This window comes from Novosphingobium lindaniclasticum LE124, assembly GCF_000445125.1.
In the GTDB taxonomy this organism is placed as follows: domain Bacteria; phylum Pseudomonadota; class Alphaproteobacteria; order Sphingomonadales; family Sphingomonadaceae; genus Novosphingobium; species Novosphingobium lindaniclasticum.
Map to the genome: position 1 here is coordinate 1 of NZ_ATHL01000039.1, position 23,761 is coordinate 23,761.

Sequence of the window (23,761 nt, forward strand, 5' to 3'; positions counted from 1 at the left end):
GCGCGGGCGCGTGCGGCGCTGGACGGCCGCGACTACGTGGTGCCGGACGATGTCAAGGCGCTGGCCGGCTCGGTCCTGCGCCATCGCCTGCTGCTGAGCCCTGCCGCCGAGATCGAAGGCAAGCAGGTGGAGGCGCTCGTCGCACAGCTTGTCGAACAGACCGAGGCGCCCCGTTGAGGCCATCCGTTGAGGCCATGGCGCTGATCCCGTGAGCCTGCGCTCCGCTCCCCTTGTCCCCACCGCCCGCGCGGCAGGGCTCCTGGCCCTCGCAGCGCCCGTGGCGCTGGTGATCGGCGCCACCCGGCCGGAAGCCTGGGTGGTGGCGCCGCTGTTCGGCCTGGCGATGCTGGCGCTGATCATCGTCGATGCATTGCTCGCCGGGAGGCTGGGCGACTTGCGGATCGGCGTGCCGGGCGATGTGGAGGTGGGGGCGCCGTTCGAAGTGACCGCCACGCTCGATCTCTCGGGCACGCGCGTCTCGCGCCTGGACCTGGCGCTGGAGTGCGATCCGCGACTGGCGCCGGGCGGGCGGGCGACTCTGCCCCTCGAGCGCCGAGAAGAGGGCTGGCGCGGTGCGACGACCTTGCAGGCGGCGCGGCGCGGCACCGGGACTATCTCGCGCACCTGGCTGCGCTGGACAGGGCCGCTCGGCCTGGGCGCGCGGCAGTTTCGGGGCGAGCTTGGCCGGGACGTGCGGGTCTGGCCGAACATCGCCGCCGTGCGCTCGCCGGCTTTGCAGACGTTCCTCAAGGATGCGCAGTATGGCCTGATCGCCCGGCGCATCCGGGGCGAGGGCACGCAGTTCGAATCGCTGGCCGAGTACGAGCCGGGCATGGATCGCCGCCGGATCGACTGGAAAAGCTCCGCCCGCCACGTCCATCTCTATGCCAAGGAATTCGAGACCGAGCGCAATAACCAGATCGTCTTCGCCTTCGATTGCGGGCAGACGATGTGCGAGCCGATCCAGGGCATGCCCCGGCTGGACCGCGCGATTTCGGCGGCACTCGCCACCGCTTACGTCGCTCTCAAGGGAGGCGACCGCGTGTCGCTGTTCGGGTTTGCCGCGCGGCCCCAGGTGGCGACGCCCTTCGTCACCGCCTCGCGCGATTTCCACCGGCTGCAAAGGGCTGCGGCGGGGCTGGACTATCGCTCGGAAGAGCCCAACTTCACCCTGGCTCTGGCCACTCTGGCATCCCGCCTGCAGCGCCGGTCGCTCATCGTCGTATTCTCCGACTTCACCGATCCTACCAGCGCGCAGTTGATGATCGAATCGATCGGGCGGCTCGTCTCGCGCCATGTCGTGCTGTTCGTGACCATGGCCGACGACGAGCTTGAGGCGATCGCGCATGCCGCGCCGGAGGATCTCGAAACCCTGTCCATGGCGGTGTCCGCCGAGACGCTGCTGCGCCAGCGCGCGCTGGTGACGAAGAGGCTGCAACAGCTTGGGGTGGACCTGGTGGAAGCGCCCTATCACGCCATCGGCACCCGCCTGATCGACGCCTATCTTGCCATCAAGCGATCGGGAGCGATCGGATGAACGCCGCCACACATTCCGCAATGCACTCCGGCACTTCCCGGCTTCCCGAGGCCGTTTCCGCCATCGAAAGCGCCGCGCTGCGTTCCGATCGCTTTCGCCTGGAGCGGGAAGCCGATTGGCAGCGGCTGGAGGCCATCGTCACCCGCATGGAGAAAGGCCGGCTACGCCGCCTGCCCGATGAAGACCTGCTGGCGCTTCCCGGGCTCTACCGAACGGTGGCCTCCAGCCTGTCCATCGCCCGCGAAACGTCCCTGGATGCCGCCACCCTGGCCTATCTGGAGGCGCTGGTGCAGCGCGCCTGGTTCGTGGTCTCCGGCCCGCGCAGCTCGCTGTGGGATTGGCTGCGGGGCTTTCTGGGTGGCGGCTGGAGCGCGGCGGTCCGGGGGATCTGGCCGGATATCCTCATAGCCTTCGCCGTCATGGTGGCTGGTACGGCGGTGGGCTGGCTACTGGTGGCGCAGGACGTCAACTGGTATCACGCCTTGGTGGGCGGAGACATGGCAGGGGGCCGCGTGCCCGGCGCCGCGCCGGAGGTGCTGCGCCGAACCCTGTTCGGGGAAAGCGAGCGCGGCGGCATGAGCCTGTTCGCCACGCAGCTGTTCAGCAACAATTCGCAAGTCTCGATCCTGGCTTTCGCGCTGGGCTTTGCCTTCGGCATCCCGTCGCTCCTGCTGCTGGTCCACAACATGGCGATGCTGGGCGCGATGCTCTGGCTCTATCATGGCGCCGGGCTACTGGTGGATTTCGCGGGCTGGCTGGCAGTCCATGGCACCACCGAGCTGTTCGCGATCATGCTGGCAGGCGCGGCAGGCCTTCACATCGGGCGCGCCCTGGCTTTCCCCGGCGACCGTCCGGTGCTCCAGGCCACGGCAGAGGCGGGGCGGCGCGCGGCATTGGTCATGACCGGCGTGGTGCTGATGTTGGTGGTGGCCGCGCTGCTCGAAGGCTTCGCGCGCCAGCTCGTCGACCAGACGTTCGGCCGCTTCGTCATCGGCGGGTTCATGCTGGCGCTGTGGTGCGCCTATTTCTTCGCCTTTCGGGGCAATCGCCGTCAGGTCGGCCCGGCGTGAGCGTGGTCCCCACCCGCTATCGGCGCACCGCGCGCGACCGGCTGCTGGTCACGCCGGAGGGTATTTCGGTCCCGGTGGCCGTCGCCAGCCGAGGATCCCGCCTGGGCGCGCTCATGCTGGATTTCCTGGTGATCCTGGTGCTCATGGGGCTCACGACCTGGGGCCTCATCGCGATGGCGGGCGGCCTGGTAGGCATCGACCGCCAGCTCGAGCAGAAGAATGCGCTTGGCTACGCTCTGCAATTCCTCGTCATCGTCTGGATGGTGGCGATGTTCCTGTTCCGCAATGCCTATTTCCTGCTCTTCGAACTGGGACCACGCGGCGCGACCCCCGGCAAGCGGATGGTCGGCATCCGCATCGCCGCGCGGGACGGCGGGCGGTTGACCGCGGAAATGGTGATCGCCCGCAACCTGCTGCGCGATATCGAGCTGTTTCTGCCGATCGTCTTCATCATGCAGGCAGGGGCGGACAGCGGCATGGGTTGGCTGGCGGCCTCGGGCTGGCTGGCGATCTTCCTGCTCATGCCCTTGTTCAACCGGGACGGGCTGCGCGCGGGCGACATCATCGCCGGGACCTGGGTGCTCGAGCAGCCGCGCCGGAAGCTCGAAGCGGCGATGTCGGTCGGCCGGGCATCGGCGCAAGCCGTGTCTTTTGCTGACGATAAGGCGCCGCGCACGGCCCCCGCGCGCGCCGGTTTCCGCTTCGAGGATGCCGAACTGGCGGTCTACGGGGAATACGAACTGCAGGCGCTGGAACGCGTGCTGCGCGACGGCCGCGCGCAATCGCTGGAGAGCGTATACCAGACCATCGCTCGGAAGATCGGCCGCAGCGACGGGTGGAACGACGAGCGGGCCTTTCTGGAGGATTACTACACCCAGTTGCGCGCCCGCCTGGAAGCAGGCATGCGCATGGGCCGCCGCAAGGCCGACAAGTTTTCCGGAACGAGCGAATGACTCTTCAGCTTACCATTGTCGAAGACGACCTGACTGACCGTCAGGTGCTCGACCTGCTCCAGTTTCATCTCGACGAAATGCACCGGTGGTCGCCGCCCGAGAGCGTCCATGCCATGCCCGCCGAGCGCCTGCGCCAGCCCGACGTGACCTTCTTCTCGGCCTGGGACGGCGAGCGGCTGGCCGGTTGCGGCGCGATCAAGCATCTCGATCGCGGCCATGGCGAACTCAAGTCGATGCGCGCCGCCGACCCCTATCGAGGCAAGGGCGTGGGCAAGGCGATCCTTTTGCGCCTGATGGAAGAGGGCCGCGCGCGCGGTTACTTGCGGGTCAGCCTGGAAACCGGCCGCCCCGAACCGTTCCACGCCGCCCAGCGGCTCTACCGCGCTCACGGCTTCGAGGAATGTCCGCCTTTCGGCAGCTACCGGCACGATTCCTTCTCCCTCTGCATGACGAGAGCCCTGTGATGAACCTGCGCTTTGCCGCTCCCGATGATGCCGCCGCCCTTGCCGACCTTGGCGCGCGCAGTTTCGTCGCGAAGTTCGGGTACATGTATACGCCCGAGGATCTCGGAAACTTCCTGGACGAATCGCATAGCGCGAAGAAGACGGCGAAGGAGATCGCAGATCCGGCCATGCGCGTCGTGCTGGCGGAGGAAGCGGGCAAGTTGCTGGGCTTCTGCAAGCTCGTTCTGGCCTGCGGCTGGCCGGAACATGCGCAGGGTTCCAAGGTCGTGGAATTGAAGCAGCTCTACACCGATCCCGACACCACCGGCCGGGGGATCGGCTCGGCACTGATGGACCGCGCGCTGGAAATCGCCCGCGAGCACGGAGCCGAGGAAATGCAGCTTTCGGTCTGGAGCGGCAACGAAGGGGCGCAGAAATTCTACGCCCGCTACGGCTTCGGCAAGATCGCGGACATCCACTTCATGGTCGGCGATCAGCGCGACGACGAGTTCCTCTACGCCCGGATGTTGTAAAGGGATGAGGTGAGCGTCGTCTCATCGACTCAGCGCCGGTTTCGGCGCTCCATCGGCAATGTCGGTTTATGCGAATCGGATAGGGCCTTGGCTGCGGCGGCAGGCAAGCCGAGGTCGGTCAGCGTCCATTCCAGTGCCTGTTCCTTGGCAACCGCCACATCGGGGGCGACCCCGACGCCTTCCCAGTCCTTGCCGGTCGCAGGATCGTAAGTGCGGCCGACCGGGAGGAAGACTGCCAGCCCGCCCGGCAAGTCCACTTGCCCGCCGAAGTGATTGGCCCCGGCGGTGGGCTCACCGACGAGGGTGGCGCGGCGGGTAGTCTTCGTGGCGAGCGCGAAATGCTCTGCGGCTGAGGCGGTGCGGGGACCGGTGAGCAGGTAGACCTTGGCCTTGCGAAGCCGTGCATCGGCATTGGGCGTGACCCAGTGTTCGCGCCGCACCATCTTCGCGTCCGGCACGAGTCGCATCGAGGCGACACCCTCTATCGGCGAACCCAGTTCCTGTTCGGCCGCACGCGGGCTTTCCATGGTCACCAAACGTGTCGGCTGGGCAAAGAGCCAGGGCAGCATGACGTCCATCTGCTGCACGCCGCCGCCGTGGTGGGTGCGCAAGTCGAAGATCAGAGCCCGTGCGCCTGCGTGATCGGCCATGAAGCGCGCCATGGCCCGCGTCGTGGCGCTGTCGTCGGGAAACTCGTTGATGCGGACATAGGCCACTCCGGGAGCGATCCAGCCGGGCTGCTCGTACTTCGGGATCGGCGCGCGCACAGGACTCGCCGCATGGCCGGACGCGGGGACTTCCGGCTCCACAGGCCAGACGTGGAGGTGACCATCCGGCGCTGTGGCCTGAAGGTCGGACGTCATGGCCTTGGCGGCTTCGGCTTTCGAAAGCTGGCTGTACCGTCCCGCACTTACGGCTGCGCGCAAGCCGGCCGCGTAGCGGGCGCCCTGTTCCGGGATGATGAACATCCGCTCCAGCAGGTCGGCCAGCTTGCAGGCGGCGGCATCGTTGCCGTCGGAGGTCGGCAGCGAGCGGCAAGGCTCACCGGGAGAGGCCGGCGATGATGCCGAAGCGGTTCCGGCGGCGATCGCTGCGGCGAGGGAGAGGGTGAGGACGATGCTCTTCATGGCGGACTTTCGCGTGTCTTCTCTGCACGAAAGAATGCCTTCGTCGTGGCCGAAACGGCAAATGCGCCGGCCGGCGCATTTCGGGCTTTCGTCGAAAGCCGAAAGGCTGGTGCCCCGGACGCGCAATCGTGCTTCAAACCGTCATCGCAAAGGCCTATAGGGGGCGCCATGTCTTCCGTACGTCCCTGGCGCGACATCGAGCGCCGCAAGAGCCGCCAGATCATGGTCGGCAATGTTCCCGTTGGCGGCGATGCCCCGATCACGGTGCAGACCATGACCAACACCCTGACGTCCGACGCCAAGGCGACGATCGACCAGATCCGTCGCTGCGAGGAAGCCGGGGCGGACCTGATCCGCGTGTCCTGCCCCGACGTGGAGAGCACGGCGGCGATGAAGGAGATCGTCCGCGCCGCCCGCGTGCCCCTGATCGCGGACATTCATTTCCACTACAAGCGCGCGCTCGAAGCCGCCGACGCGGGCGCTGCCTGCCTGCGCATCAATCCGGGCAACATCGGTTCGGATGACCGCGTGGCCGAGGTCGTCCGCGCGGCCAAGGCCAACGGCTGTGCCATCCGCATTGGCGTCAACGCCGGCAGCCTCGAAAAGGATCTGCTGGAAAAGTACGGCGAACCTTGCCCCGAAGCCCTCGTCGAATCGGCGCTGGATCACATCAAGCTGCTCCAGGACCATGACTTCCACGAATACAAGGTGGCGGTGAAGGCCAGCGACGTGTTCCTGGCCGTCGCCGCCTACCAGGGCCTGGCGGATGCGGTGGATTGCCCGCTGCACCTCGGCATCACCGAGGCGGGTGGGCTGATCGGTGGCACCGTGAAGTCCTCGATCGGCATGGGCATGCTGCTCTGGTCCGGCATCGGCGACACCTTGCGCGTCTCGCTTTCGGCCGAGCCGGAAGAGGAAGTGCGCGTCGGCTTCGAGATGCTGAAGGCGCTGGGTCTGCGCACCCGCGGCGTGCGTGTGGTGTCCTGCCCGTCTTGCGCCCGCCAGGGTTTCGACGTGATCCGCACGGTCGAGGCGCTGGAAGACCGTCTCCAGCACATCAAGACTCCACTCTCCCTCTCGGTGCTGGGCTGCGTAGTCAACGGCCCCGGCGAAGCGCGCGAGACCGACATTGGCCTGACGGGCGGCGGCAACGGCAAGCACATGGTCTATCTCTCGGGCGTGACCGATCACGTCGTCCAGTCCGAGGACATGCTCGACCACATCGTCAAGCTGGTCGAGGCCAAGGCCGCCGAGATCGAAGCGGCGAACGAGGCTGAGGCCCAGGCAGCCGAATGATTCCTGCCGAATGATTCCGGGCGAATGAGTTTCAGCCAGCGAATGGGCGGGGAGGTACGCACTTTCCTCGCCTCGCTGCGTGATGGCGTCAGGCTGTGGAAGCTGGCGCCGATCATCCCCGCGCTCGCCGTGCTGCCGGAGTTCGCGCAGCATGTCGTCGAGATCCGCCTTGGCATGTTCGCGAGCCATGATGCCTTCACGGCCTTCGCTTCCGCTCCGGCGCGGATGTCGCTGGGGGCGATCAAGATGGCGGGGTTCCTTATCGCCATCCTGCTGGCCGCGCGCTTCTGGGCCAATCGGGCGGAAGTTGCGCGGTTTTGGAGCCTTGCCGGGATCGGCCGGAAGCAGGTGCTGCTGGGCTTTGCCGTGCAGGTGCTGTGCTCGATCCCTGGCTTCTTCGACTTTCGCTTCCCGCCTGCGGGGCAGTTCGCGCTTTCCGCATTACTCTTCGTGGCCAGCCTGCCGGGTCTGGTGCTGATGATCGGCGGGCTGCTGGGAGACCGGACCAGCGGGTTGAAGGACGCCTACCGGAACGGCTGGGGGCAGACCTTGCGCATGGTGATTTTCACCGGCCCGATCTTCGCGCTGCTGCAACAGCTCCATCACGGGAACCATGTCTTCGCGCTCGGTAAGCCCTTGGCGGTGGTCTGGGGATTGATGGCCTGGGATGCGCTGCTGGTCGGTCTGATCGCGACGCTGGTGGGCACCGGATTTCATCACGGTTATCGAGGGGGGAAGATAAAGGGATGATCCTGGGGCCATCGCCCCGGACCCCGGAATGTCGACGTAGCGCGCCGCTATTCGTCGTGCGCTCCTTGCGGCGCAGCCGATGAGTCTTCCGACCCCGCCATGGGCGCAGGAGGCTCTCGGTTCGCGTGAACTCGACAGTATTGGGGGGCAGGGCGGCTATGCACCCCTGCTTTTCACTTTAACCTTCAAACGAAGCCTCCGATCCCCGCAAGGCAGGACCAAGCTGCGAGCGTGGCCATGGCGATGACCGAGGCGATCGCGGCCGGTACGAACTTGGACTCGGGATTGCCCATGTGGAATCAGCCTTGCGGAATGAGCGGAAGGTAGCGCCTCTATGCCCGTGACGGGGCGGGCAGGCCATGTCGCCGGTAGAGCATCGTCAGCCGCTCATCGAAGCGCCTGTCATCGAACGCCATGCAAAAGGCCCCGCCGGATCGCTCCGGCGGGGCCTTTCGTGTGCCTGTCAAGCGGAGGCGAGAAGCTTACGCTTCGTCGCCACCTTCCGCGTCGCCGTCACCCTTGATCAGGTAATCGCCGGCATCGGCATCCAGACCATGGGTTTCACCCTCGACGGCGGCGAGCGGATCGTTGCCGATCGCGGCTTCCGGACCCTGGGCCAGTTCGGCTGCATGCTCTTCTTCCGCCGAATTGGCGGCGATCAGGGCTTCCTGCATGCGGCGGTAGGATGCGCGCAGGGCAGCATCGCGGCTGGTGGCCGCCACGCGAACGCGGTTCATGCCGGCGCCGGTACCCGCCGGGATGAGGCGGCCGACGATGACGTTTTCCTTGAGGCCGATGAGCGAGTCCTTCTTGCCCTCGACAGCCGCCTGCGTGAGCACGCGGGTGGTCTCCTGGAACGACGCCGCCGAGATGAACGAACGGGTCTGGAGCGACGCCTTGGTGATGCCGAGAAGCACCGGCTTGCCTTCCGCGGGCTGCTTGCCCTCGGGAAGCTTGCTGTTGATCTCGAACATTTCCTCGTAGTCGACCTGTTCGCCCGGCAGCAGGGTGGTGTCGCCACCGGCCGTGATCTCGACCTTCTGCAGCATCTGACGAACGATCGTCTCGATGTGCTTGTCGTTGATCTTCACGCCCTGCAAGCGGTAGACTTCCTGGATTTCCGCGACGAGATATTCTGCCAGTGCCTCGACGCCGAGGACTTCCAGAATGTCGTGCGGATCGGGCGAGCCCGAAATCAGGTTGTCGCCCTTCTTGACGAAGTCGCCTTCCTGCACGTCGATCACGCGGCTCTTCGGGATCAGGTACTCGACCGGATCACCCTCTTCCGGAATGATCGCGATCTTGCGCTTGGCCTTGTAGTCGCGAACGAACTCGATGCGGCCGGAGACCTTGGCGATGATCGAGTTGTCCTTCGGCTTGCGGGCCTCGAACAGTTCGGCAACGCGCGGCAGACCGCCGGTGATGTCGCGGGTCTTGGCGGCTTCGCGCGAGGCACGGGCGATGATGTCGCCGGCCTCGACCATCTGGCCGTCTTCCACCGAGAGGGTCGTGCCCGGCGCCATCATGTAGCGCGCGGCCTCGCCCGAAGCGTCATCGAGAAGGGTGATGCGCGGACGCAGGTCCTCCTTCTTCTTGGCGCTGCGCGAGGAACGATCCTCGGTGACGACGCGGCTGGTCATGCCGGTGGCATCGTCGACCTGCTCGGTCAGCGTGCGGGTGTCGATCAGGTCCTGATACTTCACCGTACCCGAGGTTTCGGTGATGATCGGGAGCGAGAACGGATCCCACTCGGCCAGGCGTTCGCCTTCCTTCACGGTCGCGCCGCTGGTGTGCAGCAGCACGGTACCATAAGGAACGCGGTGCATGGCGCGCTCGCGGCCTTCGGTATCGAGCACCACGATCTCGCCGTTACGCGCCAGCGACAGACGACGGCCGCGCTTGTCGACGATCGTCGGGATGTCGCGATATTCGACGGTACCGTCGCTGATCGCTTCCAGATGGCTGGTTTCGTTGAGCTGCGCGGCGCCGCCGATGTGGAAGGTACGCATGGTGAGCTGCGTGCCCGGTTCACCGATCGACTGTGCGGCGATGACGCCGACCGCTTCACCGATGTTGACCGGCGTACCGCGTGCGAGGTCACGGCCGTAGCACTTGCCGCAGACGCCCTGCTGGGCTTCGCAGACCAGCGGCGAACGGATGCGGGCAGCCTGGAGACCGGTCGCCTCGATCGCAGCCACGGCGGCTTCGTCGAGAAGCTGGCCCTTGGCGGCGATGGTATTGCCTTCCTTGTCGACGATGTCCTCGGCCAGGGTGCGGCCCAGGATACGCTCGGCGAGCGAGGCGATGGTGGAACCGCCCTGCACGATCGAACGCATTTCCAGCGCGCGCTCGGTACCGCAATCCTCGATCACGACGACGCAATCCTGCGACACGTCGACCAGACGGCGGGTCAGGTAACCCGAGTTCGCCGTCTTGAGCGCGGTATCGGCCAGGCCCTTACGGGCGCCGTGGGTCGAGTTGAAGTATTCAAGGACGGTCAGACCTTCCTTGAAGTTCGAGATGATCGGCGTTTCAATGATCTCGCCCGAAGGCTTGGCCATGAGGCCGCGCATGCCGCCCAGCTGCTTCATCTGCGCGGGGCTACCACGCGCACCGGAGTGGCTCATCATGTAGATCGAGTTGATCTGGGCCATGCGGCCCGTCTCGGGATCGACCGGCTGCGCCTTCAGGTCTTCCATCATGGCGTTCGCCACCTGGTCGCCGCAACGGCTCCAGGCGTCGATCACCTTGTTGTACTTTTCCTGCTGGGTGATGAGGCCGTCCTGGTACTGCTGCTCGTAGTCGGCAACCAGTTCCTTGGTCTCGCCGACCAGGGCTTCCTTCGATTCCGGGATGATCATGTCATCCTTGCCGAAGGAGATGCCCGCCTTGAACGCGTTGCGGAAGCCGAGCGACATGATCGCGTCGGCGAACAGCACCGTGTCCTTCTGGCCGGTGTGACGGTAGACCTGGTCGATGACGTCACCGATTTCCTTCTTGGTGAGAAGGCGGTTGACGACGTCGAAGGGCACGGTGTGCGACTTCGGCAGGCATTCGCCCAGCAGCATGCGGCCCGGAGTGGTCTCGAAGCGCTTCATGTACTGCTCGCCGTTCTCGTCGGTCTGCGGCACGCGGGCCTCGATCTTCGAGTGCAGCGTCACGGCACCGACGTGAAGCGCCTGGTGCACTTCGGCCATGTCCGCGAACTTCATGCCTTCGCCCGGCTCGCCGGTACGGTCCATCGACAGGTAGTACAGGCCGAGAACCATGTCTTGCGAAGGAACGATGATCGGCTTGCCGTTCGCGGGCGAGAGGATGTTGTTGGTGGACATCATCAGCACGCGCGCTTCCAGCTGGGCTTCCAGCGAGAGCGGCACGTGGACGGCCATCTGGTCACCGTCGAAGTCGGCGTTGAAGGCCGAGCAGACGAGCGGGTGCAGCTGGATCGCCTTGCCTTCGATCAGAACCGGTTCGAACGCCTGGATGCCCAGACGGTGGAGCGTCGGCGCGCGGTTCAGCATGACCGGGTGCTCGCGAATCACTTCGTCGAGGATGTCCCAGACTTCCTTGCGCTCCTTCTCGACCCACTTCTTGGCCTGCTTCAGGGTCATGGAAAGACCCTTGGCGTCCAGACGGGCGTAGATGAACGGCTTGAACAGTTCGAGCGCCATCTTCTTCGGCAGGCCGCACTGGTGGAGCTTCAGTTCCGGACCGGTCACGATGACCGAACGGCCCGAATAGTCGACGCGCTTACCCAGAAGGTTCTGACGGAAGCGGCCCTGCTTGCCCTTGAGCATGTCGGACAGCGACTTCAGCGGACGCTTGTTGGCGCCGGTGATGACGCGGCCGCGGCGACCGTTGTCGAACAGGGCGTCCACGGCTTCCTGGAGCATGCGCTTTTCGTTGCGGACGATGATGTCCGGCGCGCGCAGCTCGATCAGCCTCTTGAGACGATTGTTGCGGTTGATGACGCGGCGATAAAGGTCGTTGAGGTCCGATGTCGCGAAGCGGCCGCCGTCCAGCGGCACCAGCGGACGCAGTTCGGGCGGGATGACCGGCACGACTTCCAGGATCATCCACTCGGGACGGTTGCCCGAATCGATGAAGGATTCCACGACCTTCAGGCGCTTGATGATCTTCTTGGGCTTGAGTTCCGACTTGGTCGTCTCAAGTTCCTGGAGAAGGTCTGCACGCTCCTGCTCGAGGTCGAGGTTGATGAGCATGTGCTTCACCGCCTCGGCGCCGATGCCGGCCGAGAAGGCGTCTTCGCCGTACTCGTCCTGCGCGTCGAGCATCTCGTCTTCGGTGAGAAGCTGGTACTTCTCGAGCGGGGTCAGGCCCGGCTCGATCACGATGTAGCTCTCGAAGTAGAGAACGCGCTCAAGCTGCTTGAGCTGCATGTCGAGCAGCAGGCCGATGCGCGAAGGCAGCGACTTCAGGAACCAGATGTGCGCGACCGGAGCGGCCAGCTCGATGTGGCCCATGCGCTCGCGGCGCACTTTGGTCACGGTGACTTCGACGCCGCACTTTTCGCAGACGACGCCCTTGTACTTCATGCGCTTGTACTTGCCGCAAAGGCATTCGTAGTCCTTCACGGGACCGAAGATGCGAGCGCAGAAGAGGCCGTCACGCTCAGGCTTGAACGTACGGTAGTTGATGGTTTCCGGCTTCTTGATCTCGCCGAAGGACCAGGAGCGGATGCGCTCGGGCGAGGCCAGACCGATCTGGATCTGATCGAAGGTCTCGGGCTTCGCCATCTGGTTGGTGAACTTGGTCAGGTCGTTCATGTTTCAGTCCCTCTGGGGGTGAATTCTCGGGGGCGGGCGGTAGGGAAGGCGGGGCCGCGCGGGCCCCGCCCGATCCCGTTATTCCGCCGCCAGGGCCACGCCGTCGTCGTCCTCGTTGTCATCGTGGCTCGTAAGCTCGACGTTGAGGCCCAGCGAGCGCATTTCCTTGACGAGCACGTTGAAGCTCTCGGGGATGCCGGCCTCGAAGGTGTCGTCGCCCTTGACGATCGCTTCGTAGACCTTGGTGCGGCCGACCACGTCGTCCGACTTCACCGTCAGCATTTCCTGGAGCGTGTAGGCTGCGCCGTAGGCCTGGAGAGCCCAGACCTCCATTTCACCGAAGCGCTGGCCGCCGAACTGCGCCTTACCGCCCAGCGGCTGCTGGGTGACGAGCGAGTAGGGACCGATCGAACGCGCGTGGATCTTGTCGTCGACAAGGTGGTGCAGCTTGAGCACGTACTTCATGCCCACCGTCACCTTGCGGTCGAAGCGATCGCCGGTGCGGCCATCGTACAGGTCCACCTGGCCCGACTCGTCGAGACCGGCGAGGCGGAGCATGTCGGTGACGTCCTTTTCAACCGCGCCGTCGAACACCGGCGAACCCATCGGCACGCCCTTGCGGACGGACTGGGCGAATTCGACGATCTGCTCGTCGCTGCGCGCTTCGATCTCGGCGGTGTAATTGTCGCCGTAGACTTCCTTGAGCAGCTCGCGAACGGCTTCCGGCGGCTGGCCGGCTTCCGGGTTCGGGTTGGCTGCACGCCAGTCGTCCAGAGCCGCGCCGATCCGCGCGCCAAGGCCGCGAGCGGCCCAGCCGAGGTGCGTTTCGAAGATCTGGCCGACGTTCATGCGCGAAGGCACGCCGAGCGGGTTCAGCACGAAGTCGACGGGCGTGCCGTCTTCGAGGAAGGGCATGTCTTCCAGCGGCAGAATGCGGCTGATGATACCCTTGTTGCCGTGACGGCCGGCCATCTTGTCGCCCGGCTGAAGCTTGCGCTTCACGGCCACGAAGACCTTGACCATCTTGAGCACGCCGGGCGCGAGTTCGTCACCGCGTTCCAGCTTCTCCTTGCGGTCCTCGAACTTCTCCTGGATCGCCTTGACGGTAAGGTCGTACTGGGTCTTCACCGCTTCGAGCTGCGACTGCATGTGGTCGTCCGCAACCGCGAACTTCCACCATTCGTGACGCTCGACTTCGTCCAGCAGTTCCTCGGTGATGTCCACGCCCTTCTTGAGGCCCTTGGGCGCCGAAGCGGCGACCTGGCCGAGGAGCATGTCTTTCAGACGGTTGTAGGTGGCGCGGTTGAGGATGGCGCGTTCGTCCTCGCGGTCCTTGGCGAGGCGTTCGATTTCCTCGTTCTGGATCGCGCGGGTACGGTCGTCGACCTCGATGCCGTGACGGTTGAACACGCGCACGTCGACGATCGTGCCCGAAACGCCCGGCGGCAGACGCAGCGAGGTGTCGCGGACGTCCGAAGCCTTTTCACCGAAGATCGCGCGCAGAAGCTTTTCTTCCGGCGTCATCGGGCTTTCGCCCTTCGGCGTGATCTTGCCGACCAGGATGTCGCCCGGGTGCACTTCGGCGCCGATGTAGACGATTCCCGCTTCGTCGAGGTTGCGCAGGGCTTCCTCGCCGACGTTCGGGATGTCGCGGGTGATGTCTTCCGGACCCAGCTTGGTGTCGCGGGCCATCACTTCGAACTCGTCGATGTGGATGGAGGTGAAGACGTCTTCCTTCACGATCCGCTCGGAGATCAGGATGGAGTCTTCGTAGTTGTAGCCGTTCCAGGGCATGAACGCGACCAGCACGTTGCGGCCCAGGGCCAGTTCCCCCAGCTCGGTGGAGGGGCCGTCGGCAATGGTGTCGCCGGCCTGGACCACTTCGCCCACCTTCACCAGCGGACGCTGGTTGATGCAGGTCGACTGGTTCGAACGCTCGAACTTCTGCAGGCGGTAGATGTCGACGCCGGACTTGCCGGGTTCGATATCGCCCGAGGCGCGGATGACGATACGCGTGGCGTCGACCTGGTCGACGATGCCGGCACGCAGCGCCGAGATCGCGGCGCCCGAATCGCGCGCGACGGTCTCTTCCATGCCGGTGCCGACGAACGGAGCGTCCGCCTTCACGAGCGGCACGGCCTGACGCTGCATGTTCGATCCCATGAGCGCGCGGTTGGCGTCGTCGTTTTCCAGGAACGGAATGAGAGAGGCGGCCACCGAGACGAGCTGCTTGGGCGAAACGTCCATCAGCGTGATCTGGTCGCGCGGGCTCATCACGAATTCGCCGTTCTGGCGAGCCGAGACGAGTTCCTCGACGAACGAGCCGTCGGCGTTCAGCCCGGCCGACGCCTGCGCGACGGTGTGCTTCTGCTCTTCCATGGCGGAGAGATAGACGACGTCCTTCGACACGTGACCGTCCACGACGCGGCGGTACGGGGTTTCGATGAAGCCGTACTTGTTGACGCGGGCGAAGGTCGACAGCGAGTTGATCAGACCGATGTTCGGGCCTTCCGGCGTTTCGATCGGGCAGATGCGGCCATAATGGGTCGGGTGAACGTCGCGAACTTCGAAGCCGGCGCGCTCACGGGTGAGACCGCCCGGTCCAAGTGCCGAGACGCGGCGCTTGTGGGTAACTTCCGACAGCGGGTTGGTCTGGTCCATGAACTGCGAGAGCTGCGAAGAACCGAAGAACTCGCGCACGGCGGCCACGGCGGGCTTGGCGTTGATGAGGTCGTTCGGCATGACCGTCGACACGTCCACCGACGACATGCGCTCCTTCACGGCGCGCTCCATGCGGAGCAGGCCGACGCGGTACTGGTTTTCGAGCAGCTCGCCCACCGAACGCACGCGGCGGTTGCCGAGGTTGTCGATGTCGTCGATCTCGCCCTTGCCGTCCTTGAGGCCGACAAGTTCCTTCACGACCGCGAGGATGTCCTCGACGCGCAGGGTGGTGACGGTGTCCTCGGCATCGAGGCCAAGGCGCATGTTCATCTTCACGCGGCCGACGGCCGAGAGATCGTAGCGGTCGGCGTCGAAGAACAGGCCGGCGAAGAGGGCTTCGGCGGTTTCCTTCGTCGGCGGTTCGCCCGGACGCATGACCTTGTAGATCGCTTCCAGACCCATGTCGCGGTTCTCGGCCTTGTCGGCCTTGAGCGTGTTGCGGATCCAGGGGCCGGTGTTCACGTCGTCGATGTCGAGCAGGTCGATCTGGTCGATGCCCGCGCGGTCCAGCGCTTCCAGGTTCTCCGGCGAGACTTCGTCGCCCGCTTCGATCCAGATGCGGCCGGTCGATTCGTCGATCAGGTCCTTAGCCGAATAACGGCCGAAGATTTCCTCGGTCGGGATGAGGAGCTCCTCAAGACCGTCCTTCTGCGCCTTGTTGGCGGCGCGGGGGCTGATCTTGGTGCCGGCCGGGAACACGACTTCGCCCGACTTTGCGTCGACGATGTCGAAGGCGGGCTTGGCGCCGCGCCAGGCTTCGGACTGGTATGGCAGCTGCCAGCCGCCCGAGCCGCGCTTCCAGGTCACGGTCTCGTAGAAGTAGTCCAGGATGGCTTCGCTATCGAGGCCGAGGCCGAACAGCAGCGAGGTGACCGGCAGCTTGCGCTTGCGGTCGATACGGACGTTGACGATGTCCTTGGCGTCGAACTCGAAGTCGAGCCAGGAACCGCGATACGGGATCACGCGGGCTGCGAAGAGGAACTTGCCCGACGAGTGGGTCTTGCCGCGGTCATGGTCGAACAGGACGCCCGGCGAGCGGTGCATCTGCGACACGATCACGCGCTCGGTGCCGTTGATGAAGAAGGTGCCGTTCTCGGTCATGAGCGGCATGTCGCCCATGTAGACGTCCTGCTCCTTGATATCGAGGACCGAGCGGGTCTCGGTCTCGGCGTCCACTTCGAACACGATCAGGCGCAGCGTAACCTTCATCGGGGCTGCATACGTGATGCCGCGCTGGCGGCACTCGGTCACGTCGTATTTCGGCTCTTCCAGCTCGTAGTGGACGAAGTCCAGCTCGCTGGTGCCGGCGAAGTCGCGGATCGGGAAGACCGAGCGCAGGGTCTTCTCCAAGCCGGAGACATAGCCGGTCGAAGGGTCCGAACGCAGGAACTGTTCGTAGCTCTCGCGCTGAACTTCGATCAGGTTGGGCATCTGGACGACTTCGTGGATGTCGCCGAAGATCTTGCGGATCCGCTTCTTTGCAGTGCGGACGCTGGCGGGCTTGGTGGCCATGAGCTGGTCTTTGCCTCTTCGCTTCAGAGGACCGATTCGCACGAACCGGCCCGAAAAATTTCGTCGTCGCGAGTGACGTTTCCCTGCGGGAAGCAGGGTATCCGAAGCACCAAAAGGCCGCACGGCACGCGCGGAAAACCTGAAGTTTACCGATGCGGCCAGCAGCCTTCTGCGTCAGATGAAACCCGTACCGCTTCCTTCCCGGGCATGTCCCCGCGCATGGACAAGCCTTGCTCGAAGCGATCGAGCGAGGGCCTCATATAGAAGTGAGGGGGGCCGCTGTCAACGAAGCGGCGCATTTCCGCGCAGTGGGGCTTGCTCTTTTCACGTCCTCGTTGCGGCGATGAGAGGGCAGGGCCTGGATAGCTTCGATCGTTAATCGGCAAATGATATATCGTTTTTCAATATTATCGTTTGACGATATGCCGAATCGAGATTATTGAATTTCGATATCAGGCATATCGGAGAACGAAAATGATTGTCTCGAATTCGCAAAGCGCTTCTCGCTCTGTCGCCGTCATTCTCGCTCTGGCTTTCATGGCGGCGTTCTGGCTCCCCACCGTTTCCAGCCCCGTCCAGGCAGCGGGGGCGGCGAGTTCCCAGCAAGCGGAGCATGCGGTGCTCGTCATCGTCGCGCCTGCCGCGCCGGTATTGATGTAGTCGAAGCCCAAGGAGCCAGGACAATGACCGCGACTTCCGCCATGAGCACGCTCACCCGCGATCCGCTGCTTGCCATCGCCAAGGGACTGCTATGGTTTCTCATGGCCAGCATGGTCGTCGGCATCGCCGCGTGCCTCGTCGCCGTGCCGCTGCTGCTTTTCTTCCGCAACGACATCTCGGTGGAGATGGCGAAGGAAATGCCGCTCGTCCTGCCGCAGTTCTTCTGGGTGGTGAGCGGCATTCTGGTCGTCGCGGCGATGCTCTGCGCGGTGCTGTTTCGCATCTTTCAGCTGCTCAAGCGTATCGTCAGCACCGTGGGCGAGGGTGATCCCTTCCTGCCCGAGAATGCCGTTCGACTCACGCAGATGGCGTGGCTCAGCCTGATCGTTCAGCTGTTCGGCCTGCCTCTCTCGGGCCTTGGTGCACTCATAAACAAGCTGGGCGAGGGCGAGACGCACCTCGACACGATGGGCGGGATCTCCGGCAACGGCCTCCTGCTGATGTTGATCCTGTTCATCCTCGCCCGGGTCTTCCGCAAGGGCGCCGAGATGCGCGCCGAACTCGAAGGAACCGTGTGATGGGCGACGACAGCAGCGAAGGAGGCAATATCGTGGTGAAGCTCGACGACTTGCTCTACGCCCGCCGCATGACGCTGACCGAACTGGCGGAGCGCATCGGCATCACGCTCGCCAATCTCTCGATCCTCAAGACCGGCAAGGCCAAGGCGATCCGCTTCTCCACGCTGGAGGCGATCTGCCGGGAACTGGACTGCCAGCCGGGCGACCTGCTGGGATACGATCCGACGGTTTGAAGTTCCCGCATTACCCGCGAATCGCTTGACTTCGGGCGCGCTTTCCTTCAGAGGCGCGCCCGAACCGTTGGGTTTCGGCCCATCGTTCATCCGTCCGAGACAGTTGGTGCCCTCGATTTGCGGGGGCTTAATTTCCAGCCTAGACGGGGAACAGGAAATTTTCCGGCCCTCGCTCAAGAGCGTGGTGTCCATTCGGGTTTCGACCCGAAAACTCCTTCCCCATCGCCAACGGACTCGCCCGAAGTGCATCAGCGCTTCGGACAAACGTAGCCGGCCGTGCGGGGCGCAAGTCCCAAGCGGTCACATGTGAAGGAGTAAGGCATGGATCGTTCGCAGAAAGCCGATTCGGTCGCCCAGCTCAACGCGGTCTTCAACGAGGTCGGCGTGGTGGTCATCACCCGCAACCTCGGCATGACGGTGGCTCAGTCCACCGCCCTGCGCGGCAAGATCCGTGACGCGGGCGCGACCTACAAGGTTGCGAAGAACAGTCTTGCCAAGCTTGCCATCGTGGATACCGACTATGCCGGTATCGACGACTTCCTGACCGGCCCGACGGCCATCGCCACTTCGGTGGACCCCGTCGCTGCTGCAAAGGCTGTCGTGGACTTCGCCAAGACGACCGACAAGATCGAGATCGTCGGCGGCGCGATGGGTTCGCAGGTTCTGGACGCAACGGGTGTCAAGGCTCTCGCCTCGATGCCCTCGCTCGACGAACTGCGCGCCAAGCTCATCGGCCTCGTTCAGGCTCCGGCGACCAAGATCGCCCAGCTTCAGACCGCTCCGGCGGCCAAGCTGGCGCGCGTCTTCGCTGCCTACGCCGACAAGGCTGCTTGAGTTCAAGCTTAAGCAACGCTTTTCTAACGATTTATTCCGCCGCTGGGCATGAGGCTCACGGTGGACCACAGATCAGGAGTTATTATCATGGCCGATATCGCCAAGCTTGTTGAAGAACTGTCGCAGCTGACCGTCCTCGAGGCCGCTGACCTCGCCAAGGCTCTCGAAGAAGCATGGGGCGTTTCCGCCGCTGCTGCCGTTGCCGTGGCTGCTGCCCCGGCCGGTGAAGCCGCTGCCGTCGAAGAAAAGACTGAATTCGACGTGATCCTCACCGGCGACGGTGGCAAGAAGATCAACGTCATCAAGGAAGTCCGCGCCATCACCGGTCTGGGCCTGGCTGAAGCCAAGGCTCTCGTCGAAGGCGCTCCGAAGGCCGTCAAGGAAGGCGCTTCGAAGGCTGAAGCCGAAGAAATCAAGAAGAAGATCGAAGAAGCCGGCGGCACCGTCGAGCTCAAGTAATCTGCTGCGGGCCCTGGCCCGCGCCGATTATCGATCTTCTCGGTTCTTCCGAGCAGATGAAAAAGGAAGGGCGGCTCTTCGGAGCCGCCCTTTTCTTGTGCCGATCGGTCTGGAGAAACTACCGCCGCAAAGTCACTTCAGGGTTTCCAGATAGTCGATGACCTCCTGGCGCTTCTTTGGATCGGACACGCCGATGACCATCTTCGTGCCGGGCACCATCTTCATCGGTCCCTGCAGCCAGGTGTCGAGCGACTGCCGGTCCCAGGTCACGCCCGAGTTCCGGAGCGCCGGACTGAAGTTGAAGCCCGGTATGTCGCCGGCCCTCGTTCCGACTATGCCGAACAGCGAAGGACCGATCCCGTGCTTGCCCGGTTCCACCGAATGGCACGAGCGGCAGGTTGCGAAAGCGGCCGGGGCGCTGTCGGCCGCCACGGCCTGCGTCTTCACGGGAGCCTGCGTCGCCGTGAGCGACGGATCTTGATCTCCAGCACTTTCGCGTTCCTCGCTGCCGCAAGCGGTCAGCATCGCGACGGGCAAGGCTAGGAAGAAGGCTTTGAAAATCACGCAAGTTCTCCTGATCGCCGCCCGTTTTGACGAGGTCGGCCTCGGCCCGCGATGACCTAGAGCAAATTCGTCTCTCAGGAAGCGAATTGTGCTTTCACCGTTCCGGCCCTATCGCCCGGAGCGACAATGGCTTCGCAACATCTCCCCTCGACTTTCCGCGCCGAAATGGGCGCAACCCTGCGCCTCGCCGGTCCCCTGGCGCTCGCGAACCTGCTGCAGATGGCGGTCTTCGCCACCGATGTGATCTTCGTCGCGCGCCTGGGGCAACAGGCGCTGGCGGCGTCGAGCCTGGCGATCGCCATCGTCGCGCTGATGATGATGGGCATCAATGGCGTAACCGGCGCCGTCGCGCCACTGATCGCAGCGGAGATGGGCCGCCGCTTCAACTCGGTTCGCGAAGTGCGGCGCTCCGCACGCATGGCGCTATGGGTTGCCGTCCTGTTCAGCCTGGGCGCGATCGCCTTGTCGCAAATGGGCGAGCTGCTGATGACTGCGACGGGCCAGGACCCGAAGGTCTCCTCGCTTTCCGCGCATTTCCTCGAGATCGTCAGCCTGGCCGTCTTGCCGATGACGATCGCCAATGTGCTGCGAACCTTCGTGTCCACCCTCGGCCGACCGTTCTTCGCGACCGTCATAACGGCGCTGGCGATCGGGGTGAACGCCTTGGGCAACTATGTGCTGGTCTTCGGCCACTTCGGTTTTCCGGCGCTCGGCCTGATGGGCTCGGCGCTTGCCAGCATCACCACGGCGACCGTCATGGTGCTCGCCTATGCCCTGGCCATCCGTAGCGACCGCCGGCTGCGGCGTTACCATGTGTTCGGACGCATCTGGCGGCCCGAATGGCAGCGCCTGCGCCAGATCCTCGCGCTCGGCCTGCCGATTGCCGCGACGCTGATCGCCGAGGGCGGCCTGTTCAGCGGCGCCGCCTTCCTGGTGGGCCGCATCGGCGAAGCGCAGCTTGCGGCGCACACGGTGGCGCTGCAGATCGCTGCCTTCGCGTTTCAGGTGCCGTTCGGCGTGGGTCAAGCGGCCACGATCCGCGTGGGCTATCACTACGGAGCGGGCAATCGGGCAGGGATCGGCCATGCAGGCTGGGCGGCGATCGCCATCGCGATGATGTTCATGGTCGTTTCCGCCTCCACCATGTTGCTGGCGCCGCGCTTCATCCTCTCAGCCTATGTCGATGTAGACGCCCCGCAGAATGCGCTGCTCGTCGGCTTTGCGCTGCATTATCTTTTCGTGGCGGCGATATTCCAGCTCACCGACGGCCTCCAGGCGGTAGCCGCAGGTGCCCTGCGCGGCATCCAGGACACGCGCGTGCCGATGGCCATCGCCCTGTTCGGTTACTGGGCAGCCGGGTTCGCGACATCGGCCGTATTGGGCCTGTTCACGCCGCTCGAGGGCGTCGGCGTATGGATCGGACTTGCCGTGGGCCTCACCGTGGCTGCATTGCTGCTGATCGCCCGCTGGCACTGGCGTGAAGAGTTCCATCTCGACAGGGTGTAACGCTCTCGTCTCATCCTGCATCCATACCGGACGAGAAATTTTTGCCGGGCCTGCGCTTGACGCCGCTTCAGGGCCGAACCATATCCACGGCCGTTGGCACTCTCCGAGTGTGAGTGCCAATTCCAGTTTTTGCCCTTTTTGTTCGTTGGATAAGGGAGAATCCCATGACTTTCCGCCCGCTGCACGACCGTGTTCTCGTGCGCCGCGTCGAGGCCGAAGAAAAGACGGCCGGTGGCATCATCATCCCCGACAGCGCCAAGGAAAAGCCCGCTGAAGGCGAAATCGTCGCCGTCGGCACCGGCGCCCGCGTTGAAAACGGTACCATCACCCCCCTCGACGTCAAGGTTGGCGACCGCGTGCTGTTCGGCAAGTGGTCCGGCACCGAAGTCAAGGTTGGCGGTGAAGACCTGCTGATCATGAAGGAATCGGACATTCTGGGCGTGATCGGCTGATCACCCGAATTTCCGCATTTTTCACATTTTCTGGAAGGATTTAAAACATGGCAGCCAAGGACGTAAAGTTCGGCCGCGACGCGCGTGAACGCATTCTCGCCGGCGTCGACACCCTCGCCAATGCCGTCAAGGTGACCCTGGGCCCCAAGGGCCGCAACGTCGTGATCGAGAAGAGCTTCGGCGCTCCCCGCATCACCAAGGACGGTGTCTCGGTCGCCAAGGAAATCGAACTCAAGGACAAGTTCGAGAACATGGGCGCGCAGATGCTGCGCGAAGTGGCCTCGAAGGCCAACGACAAGGCCGGTGACGGCACCACCACCGCGACCGTCCTCGCCCAGGCGATCGTGCGCGAAGGCATGAAGTCGGTCGCTGCCGGCATCAACCCAATGGACCTCAAGCGCGGCATCGATCTTGCCGTCGCCAAGGTCGTCGAGAACCTCAAGACCCGTTCGACCCCGGTTGCCGGTTCGTCGGAAATCGCCCAGGTCGGCATCATCTCGGCCAACGGTGACACCGAAGTCGGCGAGAAGATCGCCGAAGCCATGGAAAAGGTCGGCAAGGAAGGCGTCATCACCGTCGAAGAGGCCAAGGGTCTGGAATTCGAACTCGATGTCGTCGAAGGCATGCAGTTCGACCGCGGCTACCTGTCGCCCTACTTCGTCACCAACCCCGAGAAGATGACGGTCGAACTCGAAAACCCGTACATCCTCATCCACGAGAAGAAGCTCTCGTCGCTCCAGGCGCTGCTTCCGATCCTCGAAGCCGTGGTGCAGTCGGGCCGTCCGCTCCTCATCATCGCCGAAGACATCGAGGGCGAGGCTCTGGCCACGCTCGTCGTCAACAAGCTGCGTGGCGGCCTGAAGATCGCGGCCGTCAAGGCTCCGGGCTTCGGCGATCGTCGCAAGGCCATGCTGGGCGACATCGCCACGCTGACCGCTGGCGAGATGATCTCGGAAGACCTCGGCATCAAGCTTGAGAGCGTCACGCTCGGCATGCTTGGCGAAGCCAAGAAGGTCACCATCGACAAGGACAACACCGTCATCGTTGACGGTGCCGGTTCGCACGACGACATCAAGGGCCGCGTCGACCAGATCCGTTCGCAGATCGAAGTCACCACTTCGGACTACGACCGCGAAAAGCTTCAAGAGCGTCTGGCCAAGCTTGCTGGCGGCGTTGCCGTCATCAAGGTCGGCGGCGCGACCGAAGTCGAAGTGAAGGAGCGCAAGGATCGCGTCGACGACGCTCTCCACGCGACCCGCGCTGCCGTCGAAGAAGGCATCGTCCCCGGTGGCGGCACCGCGCTGCTCTATGCAACGCGTGCTCTCGAGGGTCTGACCGGCACCAACGAAGACCAGACCCGCGGCATCGACATCATCCGCAAGGCGATCACCGCACCGGTCAAGCAGATCGCTGAGAACGCCGGCAGCGACGGCGCCGTCATCGCCGGCAAGCTGCTCGACCAGACGGACGAAGGCATCGGCTTCAACGCCGCCACCGACGTTTACGAGAACCTGAAGGCCGCCGGCGTCATCGACCCGACCAAGGTCGTGCGCACCGCACTTCAGGACGCAGCTTCGGTTGCCGGTCTCCTGATCACCACCGAAGCGGCGATCAGCGACAAGCCCGAAGACAAGGCTGCCATGCCGGCAATGCCCGACATGGGCGGCATGGGCGGCATGGGCGGCTTCTAAGCCACTCACGTCACCGACGGGAATTGGGGCCGGAGAGAGCGATCTCTCCGGCCTT

19 protein-coding genes and 1 pseudogene are annotated in these 23,761 nt (G+C 64.5%); 16 read left to right on the forward strand and 4 right to left on the reverse strand.

All coding sequences use genetic code 11. The annotated features are described in order from the left end of the window. The 6 genes and pseudogenes from L284_RS0123755 to L284_RS29325 form a co-directional block, all read left to right on the forward strand. Window positions 1-177 (forward strand): annotated as a pseudogene (locus L284_RS0123755) (AAA family ATPase); the annotation flags it as partial. Window positions 178-208: 31 nt separating this feature from the next. After that, on the forward strand, window positions 209-1,537 hold the full coding sequence (locus tag L284_RS29305; protein WP_021232861.1) for a DUF58 domain-containing protein: 1,329 nt from the start codon (window positions 209-211) through the stop codon (window positions 1,535-1,537). Beyond that, the gene (locus L284_RS29310) at window positions 1,534-2,607 is read left to right on the forward strand and encodes a stage II sporulation protein M (protein WP_031341572.1); all 1,074 of its coding nucleotides are present in this window, start codon (window positions 1,534-1,536) and stop codon (window positions 2,605-2,607) included. Before L284_RS29305 ends, L284_RS29310 begins: the two co-directional genes overlap by 4 nt. Further along, window positions 2,604-3,560: an RDD family protein gene (locus tag L284_RS29315; RefSeq protein ID WP_021232863.1), complete on the forward strand. Its 957-nt coding sequence runs from the start codon at window positions 2,604-2,606 to the stop codon at window positions 3,558-3,560. Before L284_RS29310 ends, L284_RS29315 begins: the two co-directional genes overlap by 4 nt. After that, window positions 3,557-4,024, forward strand: a complete 468-nt coding sequence (locus tag L284_RS29320) for a GNAT family N-acetyltransferase (protein WP_021232864.1) — start codon at window positions 3,557-3,559, stop codon at window positions 4,022-4,024. The genes L284_RS29315 and L284_RS29320 overlap by 4 nt, the downstream gene beginning before the upstream one ends. After that, window positions 4,024-4,536 carry a GNAT family N-acetyltransferase gene (locus L284_RS29325; RefSeq protein ID WP_021232865.1) on the forward strand — a complete coding sequence of 171 codons (513 nt, stop codon included), beginning with the start codon at window positions 4,024-4,026 and terminating at the stop codon, window positions 4,534-4,536. Before L284_RS29320 ends, L284_RS29325 begins: the two co-directional genes overlap by 1 nt. 29 nt (window positions 4,537-4,565) lie before the next feature. Here L284_RS29325 and L284_RS46785 read toward each other — a convergent pair whose 3' ends face one another. Next, window positions 4,566-5,663, reverse strand: coding sequence for a S41 family peptidase (locus L284_RS46785; RefSeq protein ID WP_152524608.1), 1,098 nt, complete (start codon window positions 5,661-5,663; stop codon window positions 4,566-4,568). A 168-nt stretch (window positions 5,664-5,831) separates the two neighbouring features. Here L284_RS46785 and ispG point away from each other — a divergent pair, with 168 nt between their 5' ends. Then, window positions 5,832-6,959, forward strand: coding sequence for a flavodoxin-dependent (E)-4-hydroxy-3-methylbut-2-enyl-diphosphate synthase (gene ispG, locus L284_RS29335; protein ID WP_021232867.1), 1,128 nt, complete (start codon window positions 5,832-5,834; stop codon window positions 6,957-6,959). Window positions 6,960-6,983: 24 nt separating this feature from the next. After that, complete coding sequence (locus tag L284_RS29340) at window positions 6,984-7,709, forward strand: hypothetical protein (RefSeq protein ID WP_152524609.1); 726 nt, start codon at window positions 6,984-6,986, stop codon at window positions 7,707-7,709. 482 nt (window positions 7,710-8,191) lie between these two features. Here L284_RS29340 and rpoC read toward each other — a convergent pair whose 3' ends face one another. Together rpoC and rpoB are read right to left on the reverse strand one after the other, a co-directional pair. Continuing rightward, window positions 8,192-12,496, reverse strand: a complete 4,305-nt coding sequence (gene rpoC, locus L284_RS29345) for a DNA-directed RNA polymerase subunit beta' (protein WP_021232870.1) — start codon at window positions 12,494-12,496, stop codon at window positions 8,192-8,194. A 78-nt stretch (window positions 12,497-12,574) separates the two neighbouring features. Continuing rightward, the gene (gene rpoB / locus L284_RS29350) at window positions 12,575-16,729 is read right to left on the reverse strand and encodes a DNA-directed RNA polymerase subunit beta (RefSeq protein WP_021232871.1); all 4,155 of its coding nucleotides are present in this window, start codon (window positions 16,727-16,729) and stop codon (window positions 12,575-12,577) included. A gap of 474 nt (window positions 16,730-17,203) precedes the next feature. Between rpoB and L284_RS29355 the strand changes: the two genes are divergently transcribed. The 5 genes from L284_RS29355 to rplL all read left to right on the forward strand — a co-directional run bounded on the left by L284_RS29355 (window position 17,204) and on the right by rplL (window position 19,493). Next, window positions 17,204-17,389 (forward strand): hypothetical protein, encoded by a 186-nt coding sequence (locus L284_RS29355; RefSeq protein WP_021232872.1) that lies wholly within the window; start codon window positions 17,204-17,206, stop codon window positions 17,387-17,389. A gap of 23 nt (window positions 17,390-17,412) precedes the next feature. Then, a complete protein-coding gene (locus tag L284_RS29360; protein WP_021232873.1) occupies window positions 17,413-17,967 on the forward strand; it encodes a DUF2975 domain-containing protein in 555 nt (184 codons plus the stop codon). Continuing rightward, entirely contained in the window at window positions 17,967-18,200 is a 234-nt protein-coding gene (locus L284_RS29365) for a helix-turn-helix domain-containing protein (RefSeq protein ID WP_021232874.1), read from the forward strand. Before L284_RS29360 ends, L284_RS29365 begins: the two co-directional genes overlap by 1 nt. A 321-nt stretch (window positions 18,201-18,521) precedes the next feature. Next, window positions 18,522-19,034, forward strand: coding sequence for a 50S ribosomal protein L10 (gene rplJ, locus L284_RS29370; RefSeq protein ID WP_021232875.1), 513 nt, complete (start codon window positions 18,522-18,524; stop codon window positions 19,032-19,034). A gap of 87 nt (window positions 19,035-19,121) precedes the next feature. Continuing rightward, on the forward strand, window positions 19,122-19,493 hold the full coding sequence (gene rplL / locus L284_RS29375; RefSeq protein WP_021232876.1) for a 50S ribosomal protein L7/L12: 372 nt from the start codon (window positions 19,122-19,124) through the stop codon (window positions 19,491-19,493). 132 nt (window positions 19,494-19,625) lie between these two features. Here the strand turns inward: rplL and L284_RS29380 are convergent, their stop codons facing one another. Beyond that, entirely contained in the window at window positions 19,626-20,057 is a 432-nt protein-coding gene (locus L284_RS29380) for a c-type cytochrome (RefSeq protein ID WP_031341575.1), read from the reverse strand. A 126-nt stretch (window positions 20,058-20,183) separates the two neighbouring features. Here L284_RS29380 and L284_RS29385 point away from each other — a divergent pair, with 126 nt between their 5' ends. The 3 genes from L284_RS29385 to groL all read left to right on the forward strand — a co-directional run bounded on the left by L284_RS29385 (window position 20,184) and on the right by groL (window position 23,706). Further along, on the forward strand, window positions 20,184-21,563 hold the full coding sequence (locus tag L284_RS29385) for an MATE family efflux transporter (RefSeq protein ID WP_021232878.1): 1,380 nt from the start codon (window positions 20,184-20,186) through the stop codon (window positions 21,561-21,563). 164 nt (window positions 21,564-21,727) lie between these two features. Continuing rightward, window positions 21,728-22,015: a co-chaperone GroES gene (gene groES, locus L284_RS29390; RefSeq protein WP_021232879.1), complete on the forward strand. Its 288-nt coding sequence runs from the start codon at window positions 21,728-21,730 to the stop codon at window positions 22,013-22,015. Between the two features lie 47 nt (window positions 22,016-22,062). Further along, window positions 22,063-23,706, forward strand: coding sequence for a chaperonin GroEL (gene groL, locus L284_RS29395; protein WP_021232880.1), 1,644 nt, complete (start codon window positions 22,063-22,065; stop codon window positions 23,704-23,706). Window positions 23,707-23,761 lie beyond the last annotated feature (55 nt).

What these genes read in the sequence shown, in the direction of transcription:
- L284_RS29310 (WP_031341572.1), top strand. Translation starts at nt 1,534, where the DNA reads ATGAACGCCGCCACACATTCCGCAATGCACTCCGGCACTTCCCGGCTT.
- L284_RS29320 (WP_021232864.1), top strand. Translation starts at nt 3,557, where the DNA reads ATGACTCTTCAGCTTACCATTGTCGAAGACGACCTGACTGACCGTCAG.
- L284_RS29325 (WP_021232865.1), top strand. Translation starts at nt 4,024, where the DNA reads ATGAACCTGCGCTTTGCCGCTCCCGATGATGCCGCCGCCCTTGCCGAC.
- L284_RS46785 (WP_152524608.1), bottom strand. Translation starts at nt 5,663, where the DNA reads ATGAAGAGCATCGTCCTCACCCTCTCCCTCGCCGCAGCGATCGCCGCC.
- ispG (WP_021232867.1), top strand. Translation starts at nt 5,832, where the DNA reads ATGTCTTCCGTACGTCCCTGGCGCGACATCGAGCGCCGCAAGAGCCGC.
- L284_RS29340 (WP_152524609.1), top strand. Translation starts at nt 6,984, where the DNA reads ATGAGTTTCAGCCAGCGAATGGGCGGGGAGGTACGCACTTTCCTCGCC.
- rpoC (WP_021232870.1), bottom strand. Translation starts at nt 12,496, where the DNA reads ATGAACGACCTGACCAAGTTCACCAACCAGATGGCGAAGCCCGAGACC.
- rpoB (WP_021232871.1), bottom strand. Translation starts at nt 16,729, where the DNA reads ATGGCCACCAAGCCCGCCAGCGTCCGCACTGCAAAGAAGCGGATCCGC.
- L284_RS29355 (WP_021232872.1), top strand. Translation starts at nt 17,204, where the DNA reads ATGATTGTCTCGAATTCGCAAAGCGCTTCTCGCTCTGTCGCCGTCATT.
- L284_RS29360 (WP_021232873.1), top strand. Translation starts at nt 17,413, where the DNA reads ATGACCGCGACTTCCGCCATGAGCACGCTCACCCGCGATCCGCTGCTT.
- L284_RS29365 (WP_021232874.1), top strand. Translation starts at nt 17,967, where the DNA reads ATGGGCGACGACAGCAGCGAAGGAGGCAATATCGTGGTGAAGCTCGAC.
- rplJ (WP_021232875.1), top strand. Translation starts at nt 18,522, where the DNA reads ATGGATCGTTCGCAGAAAGCCGATTCGGTCGCCCAGCTCAACGCGGTC.
- rplL (WP_021232876.1), top strand. Translation starts at nt 19,122, where the DNA reads ATGGCCGATATCGCCAAGCTTGTTGAAGAACTGTCGCAGCTGACCGTC.
- L284_RS29385 (WP_021232878.1), top strand. Translation starts at nt 20,184, where the DNA reads ATGGCTTCGCAACATCTCCCCTCGACTTTCCGCGCCGAAATGGGCGCA.
- groES (WP_021232879.1), top strand. Translation starts at nt 21,728, where the DNA reads ATGACTTTCCGCCCGCTGCACGACCGTGTTCTCGTGCGCCGCGTCGAG.
- groL (WP_021232880.1), top strand. Translation starts at nt 22,063, where the DNA reads ATGGCAGCCAAGGACGTAAAGTTCGGCCGCGACGCGCGTGAACGCATT.